The organism is Rhizobium sp. No.120 (genome assembly GCF_054558365.1).
Window position 1 is genome coordinate 68,490 of the sequence record NZ_BAAJNQ010000009.1, and the last position, 19,662, is coordinate 88,151.

Annotated in this window: 18 protein-coding genes and 1 riboswitch; of the genes, 10 read left to right on the forward strand and 8 right to left on the reverse strand. The window is 60.4% G+C overall.

Going from position 1 to position 19,662, the window contains the following annotated elements; translation table 11 throughout:
• Positions 1 to 26: 26 nt before the first annotated feature.
• The 7 genes from ACYJRZ_RS22535 to epmA all read right to left on the reverse strand — a co-directional run bounded on the left by ACYJRZ_RS22535 (position 27) and on the right by epmA (position 8,365).
• Entirely contained in the window at positions 27 to 2,495 is a 2,469-nt protein-coding gene (locus ACYJRZ_RS22535) for a glycoside hydrolase family 2 protein (RefSeq protein WP_459462716.1), read from the reverse strand.
• 75 nt (positions 2,496 to 2,570) lie between these two features.
• On the reverse strand, positions 2,571 to 3,530 hold the full coding sequence (locus tag ACYJRZ_RS22540) for a DUF1839 family protein (RefSeq protein WP_459462718.1): 960 nt from the start codon (positions 3,528 to 3,530) through the stop codon (positions 2,571 to 2,573).
• Between the two features lie 8 nt (positions 3,531 to 3,538).
• Complete coding sequence (locus ACYJRZ_RS22545) at positions 3,539 to 4,447, reverse strand: amino acid--[acyl-carrier-protein] ligase (RefSeq protein ID WP_459462720.1); 909 nt, start codon at positions 4,445 to 4,447, stop codon at positions 3,539 to 3,541.
• A 5-nt stretch (positions 4,448 to 4,452) separates the two neighbouring features.
• Complete coding sequence (locus ACYJRZ_RS22550; protein WP_459462722.1) at positions 4,453 to 5,646, reverse strand: acyl-CoA dehydrogenase family protein; 1,194 nt, start codon at positions 5,644 to 5,646, stop codon at positions 4,453 to 4,455.
• Positions 5,646 to 5,897 carry an acyl carrier protein gene (locus tag ACYJRZ_RS22555; RefSeq protein ID WP_069611561.1) on the reverse strand — a complete coding sequence of 84 codons (252 nt, stop codon included), beginning with the start codon at positions 5,895 to 5,897 and terminating at the stop codon, positions 5,646 to 5,648. Before ACYJRZ_RS22555 ends, ACYJRZ_RS22550 begins: the two co-directional genes overlap by 1 nt.
• Positions 5,898 to 6,251: 354 nt before the next feature.
• Positions 6,252 to 7,304 (reverse strand): lysine-2,3-aminomutase-like protein, encoded by a 1,053-nt coding sequence (locus ACYJRZ_RS22560; RefSeq protein WP_459462724.1) that lies wholly within the window; start codon positions 7,302 to 7,304, stop codon positions 6,252 to 6,254.
• The gene (gene epmA, locus ACYJRZ_RS22565; RefSeq protein ID WP_459462726.1) at positions 7,301 to 8,365 is read right to left on the reverse strand and encodes an EF-P lysine aminoacylase EpmA; all 1,065 of its coding nucleotides are present in this window, start codon (positions 8,363 to 8,365) and stop codon (positions 7,301 to 7,303) included. Before epmA ends, ACYJRZ_RS22560 begins: the two co-directional genes overlap by 4 nt.
• 152 nt (positions 8,366 to 8,517) lie before the next feature.
• On the opposite strand from epmA, the gene efp reads away from it, so the two are divergent.
• A complete protein-coding gene (gene efp / locus ACYJRZ_RS22570) occupies positions 8,518 to 9,087 on the forward strand; it encodes an elongation factor P (protein ID WP_459462728.1) in 570 nt (189 codons plus the stop codon).
• A gap of 108 nt (positions 9,088 to 9,195) precedes the next feature.
• Here the strand turns inward: efp and ACYJRZ_RS22575 are convergent, their stop codons facing one another.
• On the reverse strand, positions 9,196 to 11,046 hold the full coding sequence (locus ACYJRZ_RS22575) for an ABC transporter ATP-binding protein/permease (RefSeq protein WP_459462730.1): 1,851 nt from the start codon (positions 11,044 to 11,046) through the stop codon (positions 9,196 to 9,198).
• Between the two features lie 163 nt (positions 11,047 to 11,209).
• On the opposite strand from ACYJRZ_RS22575, the gene ACYJRZ_RS22580 reads away from it, so the two are divergent.
• The 9 genes from ACYJRZ_RS22580 to nagA all read left to right on the forward strand — a co-directional run bounded on the left by ACYJRZ_RS22580 (position 11,210) and on the right by nagA (position 19,642).
• Positions 11,210 to 12,052 (forward strand): AAA family ATPase, encoded by an 843-nt coding sequence (locus ACYJRZ_RS22580; RefSeq protein WP_459462732.1) that lies wholly within the window; start codon positions 11,210 to 11,212, stop codon positions 12,050 to 12,052.
• The gene (locus ACYJRZ_RS22585; RefSeq protein ID WP_459462734.1) at positions 12,053 to 12,475 is read left to right on the forward strand and encodes an NUDIX hydrolase; all 423 of its coding nucleotides are present in this window, start codon (positions 12,053 to 12,055) and stop codon (positions 12,473 to 12,475) included.
• A gap of 78 nt (positions 12,476 to 12,553) precedes the next feature.
• Positions 12,554 to 12,631: riboswitch (SAM riboswitch) on the forward strand.
• A gap of 47 nt (positions 12,632 to 12,678) precedes the next feature.
• Complete coding sequence (gene metA, locus ACYJRZ_RS22590) at positions 12,679 to 13,605, forward strand: homoserine O-acetyltransferase MetA (RefSeq protein WP_459462736.1); 927 nt, start codon at positions 12,679 to 12,681, stop codon at positions 13,603 to 13,605.
• Positions 13,606 to 13,608: 3 nt separating this feature from the next.
• Positions 13,609 to 14,802, forward strand: coding sequence for a vWA domain-containing protein (locus tag ACYJRZ_RS22595; protein ID WP_459462738.1), 1,194 nt, complete (start codon positions 13,609 to 13,611; stop codon positions 14,800 to 14,802).
• A 110-nt stretch (positions 14,803 to 14,912) separates the two neighbouring features.
• Positions 14,913 to 15,401, forward strand: a complete 489-nt coding sequence (locus ACYJRZ_RS22600; protein WP_459462740.1) for a hypothetical protein — start codon at positions 14,913 to 14,915, stop codon at positions 15,399 to 15,401.
• Positions 15,402 to 15,534: 133 nt separating this feature from the next.
• Positions 15,535 to 16,560 (forward strand): aldose epimerase family protein, encoded by a 1,026-nt coding sequence (locus ACYJRZ_RS22605; protein ID WP_459462742.1) that lies wholly within the window; start codon positions 15,535 to 15,537, stop codon positions 16,558 to 16,560.
• A 123-nt stretch (positions 16,561 to 16,683) separates the two neighbouring features.
• Positions 16,684 to 17,457 carry a GntR family transcriptional regulator gene (locus tag ACYJRZ_RS22610; RefSeq protein ID WP_459462989.1) on the forward strand — a complete coding sequence of 258 codons (774 nt, stop codon included), beginning with the start codon at positions 16,684 to 16,686 and terminating at the stop codon, positions 17,455 to 17,457.
• Positions 17,454 to 18,485 carry an SIS domain-containing protein gene (locus ACYJRZ_RS22615; RefSeq protein WP_459462744.1) on the forward strand — a complete coding sequence of 344 codons (1,032 nt, stop codon included), beginning with the start codon at positions 17,454 to 17,456 and terminating at the stop codon, positions 18,483 to 18,485. The genes ACYJRZ_RS22610 and ACYJRZ_RS22615 overlap by 4 nt, the downstream gene beginning before the upstream one ends.
• Positions 18,485 to 19,642 (forward strand): N-acetylglucosamine-6-phosphate deacetylase, encoded by a 1,158-nt coding sequence (gene nagA / locus ACYJRZ_RS22620; RefSeq protein ID WP_459462746.1) that lies wholly within the window; start codon positions 18,485 to 18,487, stop codon positions 19,640 to 19,642. The genes ACYJRZ_RS22615 and nagA overlap by 1 nt, the downstream gene beginning before the upstream one ends.
• Positions 19,643 to 19,662: the final 20 nt, after the last annotated feature.

Consider the following 19,662-nt stretch of genomic DNA (forward strand, 5'->3'; position numbering starts at 1 on the left):
AGATAACTCCTCGTGCCCGCCATCACCTACACCTCGACGATCCGCCGGCTGCCGATGGAGCGGATTTGCCCGGCTGGAATGACATCCGCCGGAACGCTCTCTCGCCGGTACAGGCGAATCCGCCGGCTGCCAGGCGCAAGATGGAACCAGTCATCCTCCGCCCGATAAGCTTCCAAATCGATCTGCACCGATTGCGCCAGGCGATCGGAGCTGAGATCGAGGAACCAGTCCTCGCCCTCCTGCACTGCCGATGCCGTGATTTCGGCATCGTGGAACGCCGTGGTGCGGCCAAGTGGAAAATAGAAAGCCTCCGCGATGACAGCGCCGGTCGCCGGCGCCGTCAGCCGCGCCACAGTGACATCATGCGACGGCGGGCCGAAACGGAAGGCATAAGTTGTATCGAAGAAGGCGCCGAAAAGATCAGTGCAGGCTATCTTTTGCTTGCCACGCGCTTCAAGCACCAGATCGCGGCCGCCGCCAACGACGATCTGACGACCGTCGCGCAGGCAGGAAACCTCGACGGTTAAGTCGAACGCCGCATCGCTCTCGTTGATGACATGTACGTCGAGACCGTTCGTGCCCTCGTCTATCAATAATACCTGCACCGGCCGGAAAGCGCGGCGCAGCCCATACCAGACCGGCTTCGGCTCCCCGGTCGAATCGATCACGCCCCAGCCGGCGCCGGGAAGCAGATCCTGCAGCGTCCAGACGAGCGCGCCGTTGCAGCCGGAGCCGTGACGGCGCCACTCGGCATAGGTCTCCTCAGCCACCTCGCCCGTCACCGCCCGCGAAAGGTTGAGGTAGAGATCGGGATCTTCCCGCCGCAACTTATTTGGCTCGAAACCGTAAAGCTCTTGCAGATAATGATCTCGCACATCCTCGAAATCCCAGGATGCGCCGCGATCGCGCGGCACGCGCTCTTTCCATAGCGGGCTATGGACTGCCGGAACCGGCAGATGCTGGCCCAGTATACGCGCTTGCGGCACATGCGCGAAGGCGAGGCTCTCGGCGGCGAAGCGGACATCGGCGCGGCGGGCATCGGCGAGCGGCCGCATGTAGGCTCCGACCCCGTAATAATGCGTGACGCCGGCATTCGGCGAAAACGGCATCGGCCCGCCAGAGGGCGAATTGACGACGTAGGGCACATCCGGCCGCAGCGATTGCACCAGCGGCGGGATGATCTCCTCCACAACAGGGCTTTTCCAGAACTGTTCAGGCAGCCCCATCATCGCTGCCTGCTGATGAATCTCGCTGCCGCCGCAAAGGACGGCCAGCGAGGGCGACAGGCGTGTCCGGCTCAGAAGCTGCGAAACCTCCGTCTCGACATGGGCATTGAAGGCCTTGTCGTTCTTCGGATAGTCGAAATTGGCGAACATGAAATCCTGCCAGACGAGCAGCCCGAGTTCGTCGCACAGGCGATAGAACTCCGGCGTCTCATAGGCCATGGTGCCACCGATGCGGATCATGTTAATGCCGGCTTCAGCCGCCAGCCGCAGCCAGAGTTCATAGTCATCGCGGCCGCCGGGCAGGCGCACGATATCGGCCGTGGTCCAGACCGCGCCACGGCAGAAGATCCGCTCACCATTCACGACAAGAGCGAAATCCTGGCCATCGGCACCACGATCGGCCGACAGCCGGCGAAAGCCCGTCTGCCCGAGCGCATGTTCGACGCCATCGACGACGAGCGTGACATCATGAAGCTGTGGTGCGCCATGCGTATGCGGCCACCAGGGCGCCACATCGGGAATTTTCAGGATTGCGGTATAGCGCCCGGCGCTATCCTTCTCGAAGGCCTGCTCCGCCTCGGCACACTTCAATACCAGCTCTTCAACATCACCCTCGATCGAAAGCGACGCATAGAGCCTGCCCTCGCCATTCTCGAGCAGGTCCGGTCGCAAGGAGAGATCGCGGATCGCGGGCGCACTTGGCCGCAGCAGCATAATCGGCCGCCATGGACCGACGGCCTGAACCTCTGGGCACCAGCCGGGCATATGGCCGAGCAGCGTCGTGCGCACCATCCGCAAGCCCTGTGGCGTGATCATCTGCGGCCGCCAACGGGCACGCGGCCCAGGTTCCAAAAGCTTCGGCTCCAGCGCGCGGAAGCAGAGCGCCAGTTCATCGCCGCCAAGCAGGGTGACGTCGATGTCATGGGCCTCGAACATGCTTTCGGAAACAAGGATTTGCTGGCCGTTGAGGAAAACTTCGCAAAGCGTTGCGAGCCCCTCCAGCCGCAAGACCGCCTCACCGGCCTCGGCATCCACCAACCGGCAGATGTACCAGGCATCGCGATCGTGAAGCGGCTGCGGCTTCGTCCTATCGAAACGCCCCGCCTTTTCCAGTGCTTGCGCCACCGTACCCGGCACAGGTGCCGGGATAAAGCCAGACGTCAGCGGCACATCGGAGGGCGAGAGGCAGGTGCCTGCCTCCGTCAATACCAGATTCCAACCTTCGCTCAGCCGCATTCCGCCGCCGAGATCCGCCAAGCGCCCGCCCATGACATCTTCGAGGATTACCCCCGCCCCAATATTCTCAGAAATAACCCAGCCTATCGCGGATCAAACGGAAGCCCGTCAAAGCTTCCGTTCGAGTTCGCCCATCATGGAATCCCACGCATCGGCGGCGGGATCAAGCGCCGTGCGCAGCGGCTCGAATTTCTTGCGTGTGATGGCGCGGGCAAGCTGGAACTGTACCGATTTTGCGGTCTCGGAAATTTTCCGCGCTTCGCCGGCCGCATTTCCCAGATCGGCCGCGAACCAATCGAAATGGCTGCCGGCAAGCTCGAAATTGGCCCCGAGCTGACGCAGCGTGTTGAACGCGTATTTATGAAAGAAGCCGAAAGGCCGCTCGGCAACCGCTTCCACCTGGGCCGGGAAGACCTCGGCGAAGGCACGGATCGGATTGGCTTTTGGCCGCCGGCGGAAATGGAAGGACAGCAGCTGCCGCGCCGTCTCACGGATCGCGGCGTCGCCCGGTGTCTTCTCCGGAAATTTCGCAAATTCAGTATAGGGCAGGAATGGCAGATCCTCATCCGTCAGATGCAGCTGGAAGAGCCCATCGAAATCTTCGCCCGACAGCTGGAAGAACCCACCATTGTGGAAATAGTCGACCGTGCGGCCCTGCATGTCGAGCCGGTTGATCGCCACCGTCGTCTTGCCGTGCTCGCGGCGATAGCCGACCCCTTGCGTATCGGGCATGAAAAAGGAGTCCATCTCCACCAGGCAGAGCCGGCCACGGCCGATCTGTTCAGCGACATGGTTCTGCACCTTGTCGTAGATCGCAAGCTCGGTGCAGCGCACGCCATAGAGCGCTTCCAAATCTTCGAGCGGCACCTTGAAGAAGGTGAACTGGTCGCCCTCGAAATCCTGCGTCAGCGTGAAGCCGAGCATGGCTTCCGGCGGCAGATTCAGGCTCGAAAGCACCTCGATCCAGAGATCGATGTAGCAATTCGTCTCAGGCCACATGCGCTCGCTGTCGTGCAGCGCATGTGGCTTGTAGGCGGCGGGATCCAGTCCCTGAAACACGGAAGCCATGGGTGCGATCAGCCCCACAGCGCCTTGCGCACGCTCTCGGGCCATTCCTTGACGTCGAGACCATGGGTGTGGAACAGCGCCAGCGCGATGCGCTCCAGGCCGAAGCCGACGCAGGCCGTGTGCACGACGCTGCCATCGGCGAAGTTCAGGCCCCATTTCGTGCCGAAGGCATCCTGGTGGTAGTTGAAGCTCATGCAGGCTGTCGGCTTGGCGGCAGACGTGATCGGGATCAGCAGCTCGAACTTCAGGTTCTGGTCGCGCTGGTTATTGGCAAGCATCTTGCCGGCACGGCCGAAGAACGGATCGTTGGCGACGTCGATGGTCACGTCGAGGCCAACGGCCTTCATCATCTCGACACCGCGGTCCATCCACCTCTGGCGGAAATCCGTTACATGCTTTTCGCTGCCCATGCAGACATATTCGCGCATGCGGAACAGCTGCTGGCGGGCCGGATCCTTGGAGGGCTCATGACGGAAGCAATAGGACTGCAGATCGTAGAGCGCGCCGTCTTCCGGAATGGCGCCGCGCTTGGCAACCGTCGGATAGAGCGGATAGCAGGCGGCCGGCGTCAGCACGATATCGGTCGCCTGCTGATCTCTAGTCCAGTCGTCGCCGACTTCCATGCATTTCAGCAGGCTCATATGGTCGAGCTCGTTGCCGCAGAAGCTGTGCACCGTGCCGGCCAGCTGCGGGAAGCTCTTCATGTAGCCGCTGGTTTCAAAGAAGGCGCGGTTCATGCCGGGCGGAAAGCGGATGGCCTCGGCCCCATCGGCGCCGCCAAATGTGTCGATCAGCCGCTCGAAGGCTGAAATGACATCTTCGAACTGGCCGCTGCGGCCGTAAAGACCATCAACGCCGGTGTCGATCAGAAGGCCGGAATCGAAAAGGCGGTCGAGAAACGATGTTTGCATATCCATGACGGTTACCCCAACAGGCTGGTATCTTGTTTGTGGACGAGCAGCATGGTCGACGTGTTGCCGAGAATGCGGTCATTCGAGATCATCAATTGTGCCGAGTGCGCGTCGCGCAGATGACGGCCGAGGCTGTAGGGCGTACCATTCTTGTAGCCCATGATGCCGCAGATCAACATTGCATGGTTGATGATCGGCAGGATCATCTCCGAAGAAGCGATCTTGACGTTGTTCATTGCCACGGCGAAAGCCATCGACGACAGGCGGTCTGCATCGAGCTTCGCCTCTTCATAGGCCTTCAGCCCGGCAACCACATTGGATTTCACCATCTGCAGCATGCTGGAGGCTTCGGCGAGACGTAGCGCGCCGGGCGGCGGTGCGCCGGGAGACTTGCGGGCAGCGGCACGCACGAAAGCCTGTGCGCGCGAAACGGCGTCGGCGGCAATGCCATACCACACGCCACTCCAGAGCAGGTGCGAGCTTGCGAGCATCGACTGGGCGGCGATCTCGGCAAATGGCTTCGGCAGGATCTGCTTGGCCGGCGCCACGCCCTTGAACAGGAAGCCGTCGGAGCAGGTACCGCGCATGCCGAGCGTGTTCCACTCGACGGTGCGTTTGATCTCGTACTGGTCCTTCAGGAAGCAAGTCAGCACCTGATCGGAAGAGGCGGCCTCGGCATGGCTGCGCGAGGTGATCAGAATGGCGTCGGCATGGGCGCCGTAGGAGATAACGGTCGCATCTTTTTCGAGATAGCAAGTATCGCCTTCGACCTTGATGGCGCAGATGCTGTTGCGCAGGTTGCCGCCGATCCCGCCCTCGGTCGTTGCCGAAGCGAGAAGAAGCTGCTCCCTGGCAATGCGGCGCATCAAGTCGCGGTGCCAGTCGCTATCGGCGCCGTGCTCGACCAGACTCGAAAGCTTGATCTGGTGCATGGCGAAGACCATGGCGCTTGCCGCGCAGGCCTGACCGAGGATCGAGCACAGCTCGGCAATCTCGGTGATCGACGCGCCTTCGCCGCCGAGATCGGCAGGGATCTGGATGGAAAGCAGCTTTTCGGCGCGCATGGCGTCGACAGCTTCGCGTGGAAAGCGGCCTTCGGCATCGACGGCATCGGCGTGTTGGCTGGCGATCGCTGCGACGCGGGCGGCACGCACCGCCGCTCCCTCGCCCGTCCCAACCTCGAGTAGAGCGACCACCGCAGTCATCAGGCGACCTTTCTGCCGTCCAGGATCATGCCGACGGTCCTTTCGATCGCGGCGATGCTGGCGAAGGACTTGCGGTTCAGCAGGTTGTCGGGAAACTCGATGTCGAAGGCTTCCTCGATGCCGAGCATCAGCTGTACGGAAGCGAAGGAAGACAGCCCCGTCGCATAAAGATCAGCGTCATCTTCGATCTGATCGATAGCAACAGGAAGCGCGCCGAACTTGGCCAGCAAATCGCGAATCGTCTTGTTCATAGTCTAGTCCCTTCTGGCATTGGCTAACATAACCGCAGTTACGCAGTCTTATTCTTCGCCGAGAAGTAACAGGCAAAATAGAACATTCCGCTAAGCGACGTGGTAAATAAAAACAACTTATACTTGGTGGGAGATTGCTATATTTTGGACTTTTCCGATTGAAATTTACCAAACGTTAGCCATCCAAATCCCGGCCCGCGCATTAATATTATGTATTCCTGATATAAAGGCGTCGCGCTTTTTGGAAAGCCGCAGGCCTCAAGTCGGTTAACGTGCCAAAATTCGCCACAACGTTTGCGCTAAAAATACAATCCTGATCGGAGCGCCAGCAAGGGTATACCCTTGCAGCGAGTGCTAACCTTCCGGCGGATAGATGTGGTCACCGCCCCTATAATCCGAAATCGAATAGCAGCCCTCGCCTAGCTCGCGAACCGAGCTTTGACCGATATCGGCCTTGCCATGGCCGCCGGGAATATCGAGAATATAGGTCGGCTGACAAAGGCCGGAAATACGGCCGCGCAGAGCTGCGACGATTGCTTGTCCTTCTGCGATCGTCAGACGGAAGTGGCTGGTTCCGGGCGCAAGGTCCGGATGATGCAGATAATAGGGCTTCACCCGCGTTTCGACGAAAGCCTTCATCAGCGCCGCCAGCACCTCCGGATCGTCATTGACACCCTTCAGAAGAACCGACTGGCTGATAAGCACGATCCCCGCATCGACCAGCCGGGCGCAGGCAGCACGCGCCTCCTCCGTCATCTCCCGCGGATGGTTGGCATGCAGCGCCACATAGATGGTCTTGCCGCTCGTCTTCAGCGCTGAAATCAGCGCCGCATCGACCTTCAGGGGATCGACGACCGGGATGCGGGTATGGAAGCGGACGATCTTCACATGGTCGATATCAGCAAGCTGCCCGAGAATCTCCTCCAGCCGCCTTGGTGAGAGAATCAGCGGATCGCCGCCGGTCAGGATGACCTCCCAGATTTCCTGATGATCGCGGATATAGGCAAAGGTGCCGTCCAGCGCCTCGCCATCCAGCGTCCCGAGCCCCTGCGGCCCAACCATCTCGCGGCGGAAGCAGAAACGGCAATAGACCGGGCAGACATGCACGGCCTTCAGCAGCACGCGGTCGGGATAGCGATGCACGATGCCCTCGACAGGGCTATGTGCGTGATCGCCGATCGGATCGGCGCGCTCCTCCGGAGTGACGGTAAGTTCGGCGGCATCCGGTACGAACTGCCGGGCAATGGGATCGGCAGGGTTCGAGGGATCGATCAGCCGGGCGACGGCGGGCGTCAGGGCAACGGCATAGCGCTCCGCGACCGCTTCGAGCGCAACCACCTGATCGGCATCGATCAGCCCGGCGCGCTCAAGCTCGCCGATGGTGCGGATCGGGCGTATCACATTCATGCGTTATACTCCGCGACCGGTGCCCACAGCACCTGTTCGATCCGCGAGGCGCCGGTTGCCAGCATCACGAGCCGGTCGAAACCCAGCGCAATACCGCTTGCGTCAGGCATGACGGCAAGCGCCTCCAGAAACTCCTCGTCCAGCGGATAGGTCTCGCCATAGACGCGCTGCTTTTCCGCCATCTCGATCTCGAAGCGGCGGCGCTGCTCCTCGGCATTGGTGAGCTCTCCGAAAGCATTGGCAAGCTCGACGCCGCAGGCATAGAGCTCGAAACGCTCGGCAACGCGATGATCCCTGGCCGATGGCCGCGCAAGTGCCGCCTCGGAAACGGGATATTCGTCAAGGATCGTCACGCGGCCGAAGCCGAGATTGGGCTCGATCTTCTCGACCAGCACCCGACTGAAAAGATCCTGCCATAGGTCGTCTTCGGCAAAGCGGATACCAGCTTGGCGCATATCCGCCGCCAGACGCTCGCGATCTGTCGATCCGTCGAGGCCGATGGAGGCAAAGAGATCGATGCCGGCATAGTGCTCGAAAGCAGCGGCCACACTGATGCGCTCGGGTGGCAGAAACGGATCGGTTTCGGCGCCGCGATAGCTGAATTTCTTCGCCCCGACGGTCTCGGCCGCAAGCCCCAGGATTGCGGTGCAATCAGCCATCAGGACCTCATAGCTTTCACCGGCTCGATACCATTCGAGCATGGTGAATTCCGGATGGTGCAGCGGCCCTCGCTCGCGATTGCGGTAGACGTGGGAGAAGCAGGCGATGCGCTCCTCGCCTGCAGCAAGCAGCTTTTTGCAGGCGAATTCCGGCGAGGTATGCAGATAAAGCGGCAGCGCCTTTCCATCTGTCGTCAGCGCCTCCGTTTCGAAGGCGTGCAGATGCGCCTCGTTGCCGGGCGACACCTGCAGGGTCGCCGTATCCACCTCGATGAAGTCGTTGCGCGCAAAGAAAACGCGCAACGCAGCCTGAATGGCATTGCGGCCGATGAGGAACGGCCGCCGGTCCGCATGGACATTGCGGGTCCACCAGGGGGACGCTTTGCTCGTCTTCGGCTTCATTCCTAGCTTTCTTCGTGGCACGAGCCACGCAAGGGGGTGGCAATTTCCATTGATTTAGGGTAGTTGCGCCCCCAAGCAAACAATTGCTGCGTCTCGGAGAGCATTTCGACAGTCCCTCTACGACGCAAAACGCAGCGTTACAAGGAAGTCTTATGGTCAAGGTCATCGCCTCTTCGGTCCGCAAGGGCAACGTTCTCGACGTCGACGGCAAGCTCTACGTCGTTCTCACCGCACAGAACTTTCATCCGGGCAAGGGTACGCCGGTCACCCAGGTCGACATGCGCCGCATCGTCGACGGCGTGAAGGTTTCCGAGCGCTGGCGCACAACCGAGCAGGTCGAGCGCGCCTTCGTCGAAGACGTGAACTTCCAGTACCTCTATGAAGATGGCGAAGGCTTCCACTTCATGAACCCGGCCACCTACGACCAGGTCGTCGTCGATGCCGAAACCATGGGCGACCAGAAGGCCTATCTCCAGGAAGGCATGACCTGCATCCTGTCGATCCACGAAGGCGTTCCGCTGGCGCTCGAACTGCCGCGTCACGTCACGCTCGAGATCACCGAGACCGAACCGGTCGTAAAGGGCCAGACGGCATCGTCCTCCTACAAGCCGGCCATCCTGTCGAACGGCGTGCGCACCATGGTGCCGCCGCACATCAACGCCGGCACCCGCGTCGTCATAGCGACGGAAGACAATTCCTACGTCGAGCGCGCCAAGGACTGAGCCTCGGCCACCTGCTTGCATGAAGAACGCCTCGTCCTCGTGACGGGGCGTTTTTTGCATTTTGGGCGGTAGAAGCAGAGGGCTACACAAAGACGTATCCCCACCGCCTTACGGCGCACTGGCCTTTTTCTCGTCCGCCTGCATCGCACTGGCGGTTTCAGGAGGCGTTTGCATCTCGGTGCTATGCTCATGCGGAGCCAGGGCCTGCAGGTGCAGAACGCGCGGCGACATGGAGTGCATGAAGGCATCGGAGCGTCCGATGTAGATCAAGGTCGCACCCTCCAGTTCGGTGAGCAGAGCAAAGGCCTTTGCCTGAACTTCAGCCTCAAGCCCTTCCATGGCATCGTCGAAGACGATCCATTTCGGCTTCGCAAGCAGCAGATGCGCAAAGCCCACGGCCTTCTGCTCTTCGGTATCGAGCAACCGATCCCAGCGGGCCTGCGTATCGAGGCGGCTCTTCAGGCGGCCGAGGCCCACCTTGTCGATAACGGCCTCGACGGCAGCATCGTCGTAGGCGTCCGGATCATCGGGGAAACAGATCGCTTCCCTGAGCGTGCCGGTTGGCACATAGGGCGTATGCGGCACGAACAGCATGTCCTCCATCGGCGGCAGGCTCACCGTACCGGAGCCGCTGTACCACTGATGTGCCAGCACCTCGAACAGCAGCCTGCGGTTCACGCCGTGATCGCCATTGATCATTACATGCTCGCCGGCATTGATCGTGACCGTCCCCTCCACGATCCGGAAGCCGTTTTCCGTTGCCTCACCGCTGGTCTTTGTCGAAATTTCCAGATCGGTCCAAACCATTGTCCCCGGTGCAGCCTTCTCGAAGACAAGGGTGTGCGGCATCGGCATTTTATCGTCCATTTCCGTCAGCGCCTTGCGGAAATCGGTCACGCGCATCAGCGTCGCACGCCATTCGGCAATCGGGCCGAAATTGGCGACATACCAGCGCAACGCCGAATTGACCTGATTGAAGGCACCGACCGCCACCATCAGCTGACCGAAAGTCAAGCCGCCGGAGAAATAGGCGGGCGCGGCAACGAGAATCGGAATGATCAGCACCAGCCAGCCATAGCCGGCCGAAACCCAGGTGAGATTGGTATTGGCAATGGCAAGCTGCCGGATGACGGCAAGCACGGCCGATATATCAAGATTGATCCGCCGGCGCTCGTTCTCTTCGCCGCCGGCAATCGTGATCGCCGGCATATGCTCGTTGGCATGCATGAGTGCAAAACGCAGCTCGGCCTCTTTCGAATAGCGATCCGCATTCAGCCGCACGAGGCGGCGGCCGACGAATTGGCTGAGGAACGATGCCGATCCTGCATAGAGGATCGCCGCCCAGACCATATAGCCGGGGATGGCGAAATTCATGCCGTTGACCTTGAAGACCATGCCGCTGGAAAGCTCCCAGAGCACGCCGATGAAGCTGAGCAGCAGGATCGTCGCCTGCACAAGGCCGATGGCAAGCCCGGTCGTGCTTTCCGCGAGGTTGCGGGCGTCCTCATGCAGGCGCTGGTCGGGATTGACGCCGATCAGTCCGGAAGAGGCAAGACGAAGCGCGCGCTTGGCCTGTAGCCATTGATTGACGAGATCACGCGCCAGGCCCTCGCGCATGTAGAGCGCGGTCATCTGGTTGAGCCAGGCCTGGATGACATTGAGGATCAGAAGCGAACCGGCGATGATGCCGAAGACGCCGAGCTGGTGGAAGAAGGCGGAAATGTCGCGTCTAGCCAGCGAATCGTAAAAAGGCGCGTTCCAATTGTTGAGCAGCACCTGGACATAGGCCGTGACCAGGATGATTGCGAAAAGCGCGACGACAAGAATAATGAGCTTGATGCGGACCGGCGAATTCCAGAACGCGGAAAACATCATCCTCAACCGAAAGAAGAGGCTCAAATCGTATCCGACCTGTTCGTTCCCCTGCACATTCGGCTTGGCTTGCGTATCAACTGCCATCAGCACTTCCCTGCCACGCGTCCCGTCAGTTAATCATGAGCCGCCCTCATGTCCACCCTTGCAATAGATCGGTGGGATCACATTCCTATATACACGGTTTCGCGTCTTGAACCGAATAAGGCCAGCAATTAGCTTGCGCTCGAAAGATTGAGAAAGCCTTCCGATGCAATTTCAGGGAACTGCCGACTATATCGCCGACAAGGATCTGATGGTCGCCGTCAATGCCGCCATAAGATTGGAGCGTCCGCTTCTCGTAAAGGGCGAGCCCGGGAAGGGCAAGACCGAACTTGCACGCCAGGTAGCCGCCGCGCTTGGCCTCGACCTGATCGAATGGAATGTCAAGTCGACGACGAAGGCCCAGCAGGGTCTCTACGAGTATGATGCGGTTTCCCGCCTGCGCGACAGCCAACTCGGCGACATCAGAGTTCACGATGTCAGAAACTATATCCGCCAGGGCAAATTCTGGCAGGCCTTCACCTCGCCGACGAAGTGCGTGCTGCTGATCGACGAGATCGACAAGGCCGATATCGAGTTCCCCAACGATCTCCTGCAGGAACTCGACCGCATGGAGTTCCACGTCTACGAGACCGGCGAGACGATCCGGGCCGCGATCCGCCCGATCGTCATCATCACCTCGAACAACGAGAAGGAACTTCCGGACGCCTTTCTACGCCGCTGCTTCTTCCATTATATCCGCTTTCCCGACATGGAGACGCTGACGCGCATCGTCGAGGTGCACTATCCCGGCATCAAGCAGACGCTCGTCCGCGCGGCGCTGACGCAGTTCTTCGAAATCCGCGACGTGCCGGGCCTGAAGAAGAAGCCATCGACCTCCGAAGCCCTCGACTGGATCCGCCTGCTGGTTGCCGACGATATCGATCCAGAAACATTACGCGCCGATGCAAAGAGCGTATTGCCGAAACTGCATGGCGCGCTGCTGAAGAACGAACAGGACGTGCACCTTTTCGAACGACTGGCCTTCATGGCACGTGGGCAAGGGAAGTGAATGCAACCGGATGCCGTGAAAGTCCTGATCTATGCGGTTCGAGATGGGCATCTGCTTGTCTTCGATGAGCCAGATTTTCCCGCTGTCCAGCTCCAGGTTCCTGGCGGCACGGTCGAGGATGATGAAGATCTTGAGCTCGCAGCCGCACGCGAGTTCGAGGAGGAAACGGGCCTCACTTCGGGCCTTCTGCGCAAGTTGGGCGTGCATGACTATCGCTTTGAACGCGAAGGGCGCACCTATCATCATCAGCGACACTACTTCTGCTGCAATCTGCCGGAGACAGTACCCGACACGTGGCGCCATTTCGAGATGAAACCGTTTGGCGGCGGCGGGCCGATCTGCTTCCGTTTTTTCTGGATACCGCTAGCTGAAGCACACAAACGCCTTGGCTACGATATGGACGCACTTCTCAACCGTCTGTAGGCGAGAACGGACATCAGAACACGGCCGCCAACCATCGCGACCTTGCCCCATTGACCCGCGGAGACGTCGGGTTTATGAAATTTCTCTCGTGGTGATTTGGCCGGCCGGCTTGCAGCCACGTTAAATAAGTCGCTAAAGGGCCGCGTGCGGACCGGTAGCGATTCTTATCGCGGCCGGTTTTTTTGTATTTGGCGAGTGAAACAATGCCCATCAAGATTCCCGATACGCTCCCCGCGTTTGAAACCCTCCAGAACGAGGGTGTGCGGGTGATGACCGAAACGGTGGCGTTCCGTCAGGATATCCGCCCCCTTCAGATCGGGCTTCTCAACCTCATGCCGAACAAGATCAAGACCGAGATCCAGATGGCGCGCCTGGTCGGCGCATCGCCGCTGCAGGTCGAGTTTTCGCTGGTGCGTGTTGGCGGCCACAAGGCCAAGAACACCTCGCAGGAGCATCTGCTTGCTTTCTACGAAACGTGGGAAGAAGTGAAGCACCGCAAGTTCGACGGCTTCATCATCACCGGCGCGCCGATCGAACTGCTGGAATATGAAGACGTCACCTATTGGAAGGAAATGCAGGAAATCTTGGATTGGACGACCACCAATGTCCATTCGACGATGAACGTCTGCTGGGGCGCCATGGCGGCGATCTACCATTTCCACCAGGTGCCGAAATACACGCTGAAGGAAAAGGCTTTCGGCGTCTATCGCCACCAGAACCTGAAGCCCTCCTCGGTCTATCTCAACGGTTTCTCCGACGATTTCGCCATTCCGGTGTCGCGCTGGACCGAAGTGCGCCGCGCAGATATCGAAAAAGTGCCTGGCCTGGAAATCCTGATGGACTCGAGCGAGATGGGCGTCTGTCTCGTGCACGAACAGGCCTGCAACCGGCTCTACATGTTCAATCACGTGGAGTATGATTCCACCTCGCTGGCGGACGAGTATTTCCGGGATGTGAATGCGGGCGTGCCGATCAAGATGCCGCACAACTACTTCCCGCATAACGATCCCGAAATTCCTCCGCAGAACCGGTGGCGCAGCCACGCGCACCTGTTCTTCGGCAACTGGATCAACGAGATCTACCAGACCACGCCGTATGATCTGGAGGAGATCGGCCAGGAAAGGACTTGAGGCTTGTTCATTCCCTTCTTCCTGAAACTGAAGGAAGCGAAGGTGCCGGTGACGCTCCGGGAATTCCTCTCGCTGCTTGAAGGAATGGAAGAAGGGATTGCCGATTATGACGTCGAGGCCTTCTACTATCTGGCCCGGGCAACGCTGATCAAGGACGAGCGCTTCATCGATCGCTTCGATCAGGTCTTCGCCGATTACTTTCGCGGCGTCGAAGCGATCGGCGGCAATGCCGATGGAGAAGCCGTGGAGCCAGCCGCTATTCCCGAGGAATGGCTGCGCAAACTTGCCGAGCGCCATCTGACCGAAGAGGAAAGACTAGAGATCGAGGCACTCGGCGGCTTCGACAGACTGATGGAGACGCTGCGCGAGCGACTGGCCGAGCAGAGGGGCCGGCATCAGGGCGGCTCGAAATGGATCGGCACGGCGGGCACCTCGCCCTTCGGCGCCTACGGCTACAATCCGGAAGGCGTGCGCATCGGCCAGGAAACATCGCGCCATCGCCGCGCGGTAAAAGTCTGGGATCGGCGCGATTTCAGGAATCTCGACGACAGCGTCGAGCTCGGCACCCGCAACATCAAGGTAGCGCTAAAGCGCCTGCGTCGCTGGGTGCGCGAGGGCGCGGCCGAGGAACTGGATCTTTCCGGCACGATCCGCTCCACCGCCGAACATGGCTATCTCGATGTCCAAACACGGCCAGAGCGCCGCAACGCGGTGAAGCTTCTGATGTTCTTCGATGTCGGCGGCTCGATGGATGACCATATCCGCGTGGTCGAAGAACTCTTCTCCGCCGCCCGCGCGGAGTTCCGCCATATGGAGTATTTCTACTTCCACAATTGCCTCTATGAAGGCGTGTGGAAGGACAATCGCCGCCGGCGCGTCGATATCACGGCGACGGCCGATCTCATCCGCACCTTCGGTCCCGACTACCGCGTCGTCTTCGTCGGCGACGCATCCATGAGCCCCTACGAGATCACTCAGCCAGGCGGCTCGGTGGAGCATTGGAACAGGGAGGCCGGCGAGGCCTGGCTTAGCCGCGTGACAGGCCATTTCCGCAAATGCATCTGGATCAACCCGGTGCCGGAAAGCTATTGGGGCCATACGACCTCGATCTCGATGATCCGCGGGCTGATGAGCGACCGCATGTATCCCCTCACGCTTGGCGGGCTGGAAAGAGCGACGAAGGAATTGTCACGCTGACTGATCAGCATTTGCATGCCGCAGCGCCACCAAATTACCACAACCATTTGTAGATAAAGAAGCACAGCAGATACCGTCCCAAATCGCTGCGGAAGCCGGTGGAGATGTGCGTGCGCCACGCTGTGAAATTGCTTCTCTTCATCGCAGCCATTTGGCTCGTCTCACAGCAGGCGAGATCCGAAGAAGGGAGCTTCTCCGGACAATGGGAACAAATCTACTCCAGCGCCAGCTCTGGTGAAAAATGCCGTGTGGGAATAATCAGGCAAGGCAGATTCATGAGGATCAGCACGAACAACGGCTGGAGCGCCACCGCCGAGACGAGCAGCTACGGAAATTCCAACTACGAGGCAGGCATGGGACGTTGGAACTCCTACGTCGAAAAATACAGTCAAAAAGCGTTCTACATCCTTCTCGCCATTCGCGGCGACAGGTTGATGGTGATCATGAAGACCGAAAAAGCGGATGGGTCGAACCAAATGATCAGAGCGCTTTTCAGCAGACGGACAGCCAACTCTACTCACGATAAGCCGAACGGATCAGGACGAAATCGACCGCCTGTCTTATGCGCCTCACATTCACAGCGTAACGTGCTAGCCTAGCTATGGGCAGAGCTTAATCAGACCTTGATCCGCTGCTGCCTGCCCCTAAATTTCGCCCTCTGACCGGTTGCGGAACGGCACGAATGGAGGCAGGGTCTGACCTCGCATACTCAAAAGCAATGGATGAGCTGATATGACGGAAAGCACTTTGCAGCGGGAACATTTTGGGACGACGGCGGATGGGGAGACCGTCTATCGCGTCAAGATCGTCGGTGGCGGCTTGACCGCCCATATCATGTCCTGGGGCGCGGTCATCCAGGATCTGCGTCTTGATGGCCACGAGCCCTCGCTGCTGCTCGGCTTCGACAATTTCGCCGATTATCCCCTCCACTCCTCCTATTTCGGCGCCACGCCCGGCCGCTGCGCCAACCGCATCGGCGCCGGCCGCTTCACGCTCGACGGTAAGCAGTACCAGCTGGAGCTCAATGAAAAGGGCGTCACCCACCTGCATGGTGGCAAGAACAATATCGCCAAGCGCAACTGGACCATCGTCGAGCACGATACCGACCGCGTCGTCCTGAAGATCGTCGATCCCGATGGTCGTGCCGGCTATCCCGGCAATTGCACGATCCAGGCGACCTACTGGGTCCATGGCAATGGCGAACTGTCGGTCACCTACGAATCGACCACCGATCAGCCGACGCTCGCCAATGTCTGCCAGCACGCCTATTTCAATCTCGATGGCCGCGACGATGCACTTGGCCACGATATCATGATCGCCGCCGACCATTACACGCCGACCGATGACAAGCAGGTGCCGACCGGTGAGATCCGCTCCGTCGAAGGCACCGCCTTCGATTTCCGCGAGATGTCGCCGATGAAGCGCTTCGAAGGAAGCGAGCAGGCGCTCTACGATCATAATTTCTGCCTTTCCAATGAGCGCACCGCCAAACGCTCGGTCGTGCTCGCCCGCAGCGTCAATTCCGGCGTCTCGCTCGAAGTGCGCACCACCGAGCCCGGCGTGCAATTCTATGCCGGCTTCAAGCTTGACGTGCCGGTTCCCGGCCATGATGGCCGCAAGATCGGCCCGTTTGCAGGCTTCTGCCTGGAAACGCAGGTTTGGCCCGATGCAATCAACCACGAAGGCTTCCCCAATGCCGTGCTCCGCCCGGGCGAGGTATTGCGGCAGGAAACGGATTACATTTTCACCAAGAACTAAGCCGGGCATGGTCCGCTTACTTGGAAATCGGCCGGGCGTCCCAAATCGCCCGGCCGATTCTTTTTCGTACTACCAGCAGATTCGCCTTGTGAATTGGTTCTAAATAGGTTCTATGTGATGGCTATGGATAGAACCAGTTTGATCGCCGAATTGAACAATCGCGGCCTCGGCGACGGGACGGGGAGCGGACCGCTGTACAAGCGCCTGGCACAAGCGCTGACGGGTCTGATCCAGGAGGGCCTGCTGAAACCGGGCACGGCGCTTCCGGGCGAGCGCGATCTCGCGAGCGCCCTGCAGATCGGCCGCATCACGGTCAGAACCGCCTATCGCGACCTGCTCGCCTCGGGCGTCATCGAATCCCGCCACGGCAGCGGCACCTTCGTCTCACAGCAAGTGGAACGTATCGAGCAGCCGCTCTGGCGCCTCTCCTCCTTCTCAGCCGATATGCGCTCGCGCGGCCGCGAACCGGCAGCGCGCATCCTGTCCCGCACTGTCAGCGCACCCGCGCCGGAAGAATCCTTTCTGCTGGGCCTCGGACTCGATGAACCTGTGCTGCGGCTCGACCGCCTGCGCCTGGCGGATGGCCAGCCGCTCGCCATCGAGCGCGCCGTCGTTCCCATCAAATTCCTCGGCGAGGACGCCATATCGGAAGGATCGCTTTACGACGCTCTGGCCGCCAAAGGCTTCAAACCCGTGCGCGCCCAGCAGAGGCTGACCGCAGTGACGCTTGATCCGACATCCGCATCGATCCTGACCGTGAAGGCCGGAGCGCCTGCACTTCTGATCGAGCGCGTCTCTCGCCTCGCGGACCAGCGCGTCGTTGAATATACCCGCTCGCATTACCGTGGCGATGCCTATGATTTTGTTGCTGAATTAAGAATTGGAGATGACCTATGAGCGAGACCCAATCCCTGATGCTGACGGAAGCCGGCCAATCGCCCGAGGTGGTTGCGACGCTGCTTGAAAAGGAAAAACCCGCTTTCGCCGAGATCGCGAAGCTCTTCTCGACCGGTCGTCCATCACTGATCACGACTGCCGCGCGCGGCTCTTCCGACCATGCCGCCACCTTCTTCAAATATCTCTTCGAAATCTCCTGCGGCATCCCGGTCGCCTCGGTCGGCCCGTCGATCGCCTCCGTCTATGGCGCTCCGCTGCATCTGAAGGGCGGCATTCACTTCACGGTCTCCCAGTCCGGCAGCAGCCCCGATATCATCGCCATGCAAGCAGCTGCCAGTAAGGGCGGCGCCACCACGATCGCCGTCGTCAATGTCACCGACAGCCCGCTTGCCAAGGAGGCCGACATCGTGCTCGGCCTCAACGCCGGCAAAGAACAGAGCGTCGCCGCGACCAAATCCTTCATCGCCTCGGTTGCCGCCCTTGCCGGCGTCACGGCCGCAGTATCGCAGGATAAAGCGCTTGTTGATGGCCTTGCGAAACTGCCGGAAGCGCTTGCCGCCACCTCGGGCATCGACGGCAAAGCGGCTGAAGATGTGCTCTTCGACGCCTCCTCGCTTTATACCGGCGGCCGTGGCCCCGCCTTCGCCATCGCTCTGGAAGCAGCTCTAAAGGCCAAGGAAACGGCCGGCCTTCATGCCGAAGCATTCTCGCTGGCCGAACTCATGCACGGCCCGATGCGCCTCGTGCAGCCGGGCTTCCCGATCGTCGCCTTCTCGCCCGACGACGCAGCCTTCGCCAACAATGCAAAGGCGCTGGAACGGCTTCAGAAGCTCGGCGCCACCGCCGTCTCCTTCTCCACCGCGCCGCTCGCCGGCATCAACCTGCGCATGCCGACCACAGGCAACGGCCTGCTCGATCCGCTGGTATCGCTGCTGTGCTACTATCGTCTTATCGAGTCGGTAACACGTCGCAAGGGTTTTGATCCGGACAAGCCGGCTAATCTTCTCAAGGTAACGGAGACCATGTGATGGACTACAAGGTCTTTACCGGCGCCCGCATCTTCGATGGCGACCGGTTTCACGAAGACAGCGCGCTGGTGATCGGCAATGGCCGCATCCATGCGATCACAGGTGCCAATGATGTCCCTGAGAACGCCGAGACCATTCAGCTGAATGGCGGCGTCCTCTCTCCGGGCTTCATCGACGCGCAAGTCAACGGCGGCGGCGGCCGCATGCTGAATGACGAGCCCTCGCCCGCGTCCATGTACATGATCGCCGCAGGCCATCGCCCCTACGGCACGACATCGGTGCTGCCGACCCTGATAACCGATGTCGCAGCCGCAACGACAGCCGCGATCGAAGCGGCCATCGAAGCCGTAAAAGCCAATCGCGGCGTTGCCGGCCTGCATCTCGAAGGCCCGCATCTGGCGCCGGCCCGCAAAGGCGCGCATCTCGCCGAACTCATGCGGCCGGTCGAGGACAGCGATGTCAAAACTTTCATCCGCGCTCGCGAGGCTATCGGTACGCTGCTTGTCACCATCGCGGCAGAACAAGTGACGGAACGGCAGGTGCAGGCGCTCGCCGAAGGCGGCGTCATCGTCAGTATCGGCCACAGCGACTGCACCGCGGAGGCCGCCAATGCGCGTTTCGATGCCGGTGCGCGCGGCGTTACACACCTTTTCAATGCCATGAGCCAAATGGGCCACCGCGCGCCCGGCCTCGTCGGCGCAGCGATCGACCATCCTGGCCCCTGGTGCGGCATCATCGCCGATGGCCATCACGTCGAGCCGATTGCGCTCAGGGTTGCGCTGCGCGCCAAGCGCGGTGAGGGCCGCCTGTTCTTCGTCACCGACGCAATGTCACTCGTCGGCACCGACCTTCCGAGTTTCACGCTGAATGGCCGCACGGTCTATCGCACCAAGGGCGGCTATTGCTCCAAGCTGACGCTTGATGACGGGACACTTGCCGGTTCCGATGTCGATATGGCCTCCACCATTCGCTATGGCGTCAATATTCTCGAGCTGCCGCTAACTGAGGCCCTTCGCATGGCGACCTCTTACCCCGCCCGTTTCCTGCGGCTGGCGGATCGCGGCCACTTGACGCCGGGAATGCGCGCCGATCTCGTTCACATCAACGACGGCATCGAAGTCACCGAAACCTGGATCTCCGGTCAAGCTTCGGCCTGACACAGCATATAAGGAAGATC

Coding starts and splice junctions, on each gene's coding strand:
- ACYJRZ_RS22555 (WP_069611561.1), bottom strand. CDS start 5,897: ATGAACAAGACGATTCGCGATTTGCTGGCCAAGTTCGGCGCGCTTCCT.
- ACYJRZ_RS22550 (WP_459462722.1), bottom strand. CDS start 5,646: ATGACTGCGGTGGTCGCTCTACTCGAGGTTGGGACGGGCGAGGGAGCG.
- ACYJRZ_RS22575 (WP_459462730.1), bottom strand. CDS start 11,046: ATGGCAGTTGATACGCAAGCCAAGCCGAATGTGCAGGGGAACGAACAG.
- ACYJRZ_RS22610 (WP_459462989.1), top strand. CDS start 16,684: ATGGATAGAACCAGTTTGATCGCCGAATTGAACAATCGCGGCCTCGGC.
- ACYJRZ_RS22545 (WP_459462720.1), bottom strand. CDS start 4,447: ATGGATATGCAAACATCGTTTCTCGACCGCCTTTTCGATTCCGGCCTT.
- ACYJRZ_RS22580 (WP_459462732.1), top strand. CDS start 11,210: ATGCAATTTCAGGGAACTGCCGACTATATCGCCGACAAGGATCTGATG.
- nagA (WP_459462746.1), top strand. CDS start 18,485: ATGGACTACAAGGTCTTTACCGGCGCCCGCATCTTCGATGGCGACCGG.
- ACYJRZ_RS22560 (WP_459462724.1), bottom strand. CDS start 7,304: ATGAATGTGATACGCCCGATCCGCACCATCGGCGAGCTTGAGCGCGCC.
- ACYJRZ_RS22605 (WP_459462742.1), top strand. CDS start 15,535: ATGACGGAAAGCACTTTGCAGCGGGAACATTTTGGGACGACGGCGGAT.
- ACYJRZ_RS22615 (WP_459462744.1), top strand. CDS start 17,454: ATGAGCGAGACCCAATCCCTGATGCTGACGGAAGCCGGCCAATCGCCC.
- efp (WP_459462728.1), top strand. CDS start 8,518: ATGGTCAAGGTCATCGCCTCTTCGGTCCGCAAGGGCAACGTTCTCGAC.
- ACYJRZ_RS22540 (WP_459462718.1), bottom strand. CDS start 3,530: ATGGCTTCCGTGTTTCAGGGACTGGATCCCGCCGCCTACAAGCCACAT.
- ACYJRZ_RS22535 (WP_459462716.1), bottom strand. CDS start 2,495: ATGGGCGGGCGCTTGGCGGATCTCGGCGGCGGAATGCGGCTGAGCGAA.
- epmA (WP_459462726.1), bottom strand. CDS start 8,365: ATGAAGCCGAAGACGAGCAAAGCGTCCCCCTGGTGGACCCGCAATGTC.
- metA (WP_459462736.1), top strand. CDS start 12,679: ATGCCCATCAAGATTCCCGATACGCTCCCCGCGTTTGAAACCCTCCAG.
- ACYJRZ_RS22585 (WP_459462734.1), top strand. CDS start 12,053: ATGCAACCGGATGCCGTGAAAGTCCTGATCTATGCGGTTCGAGATGGG.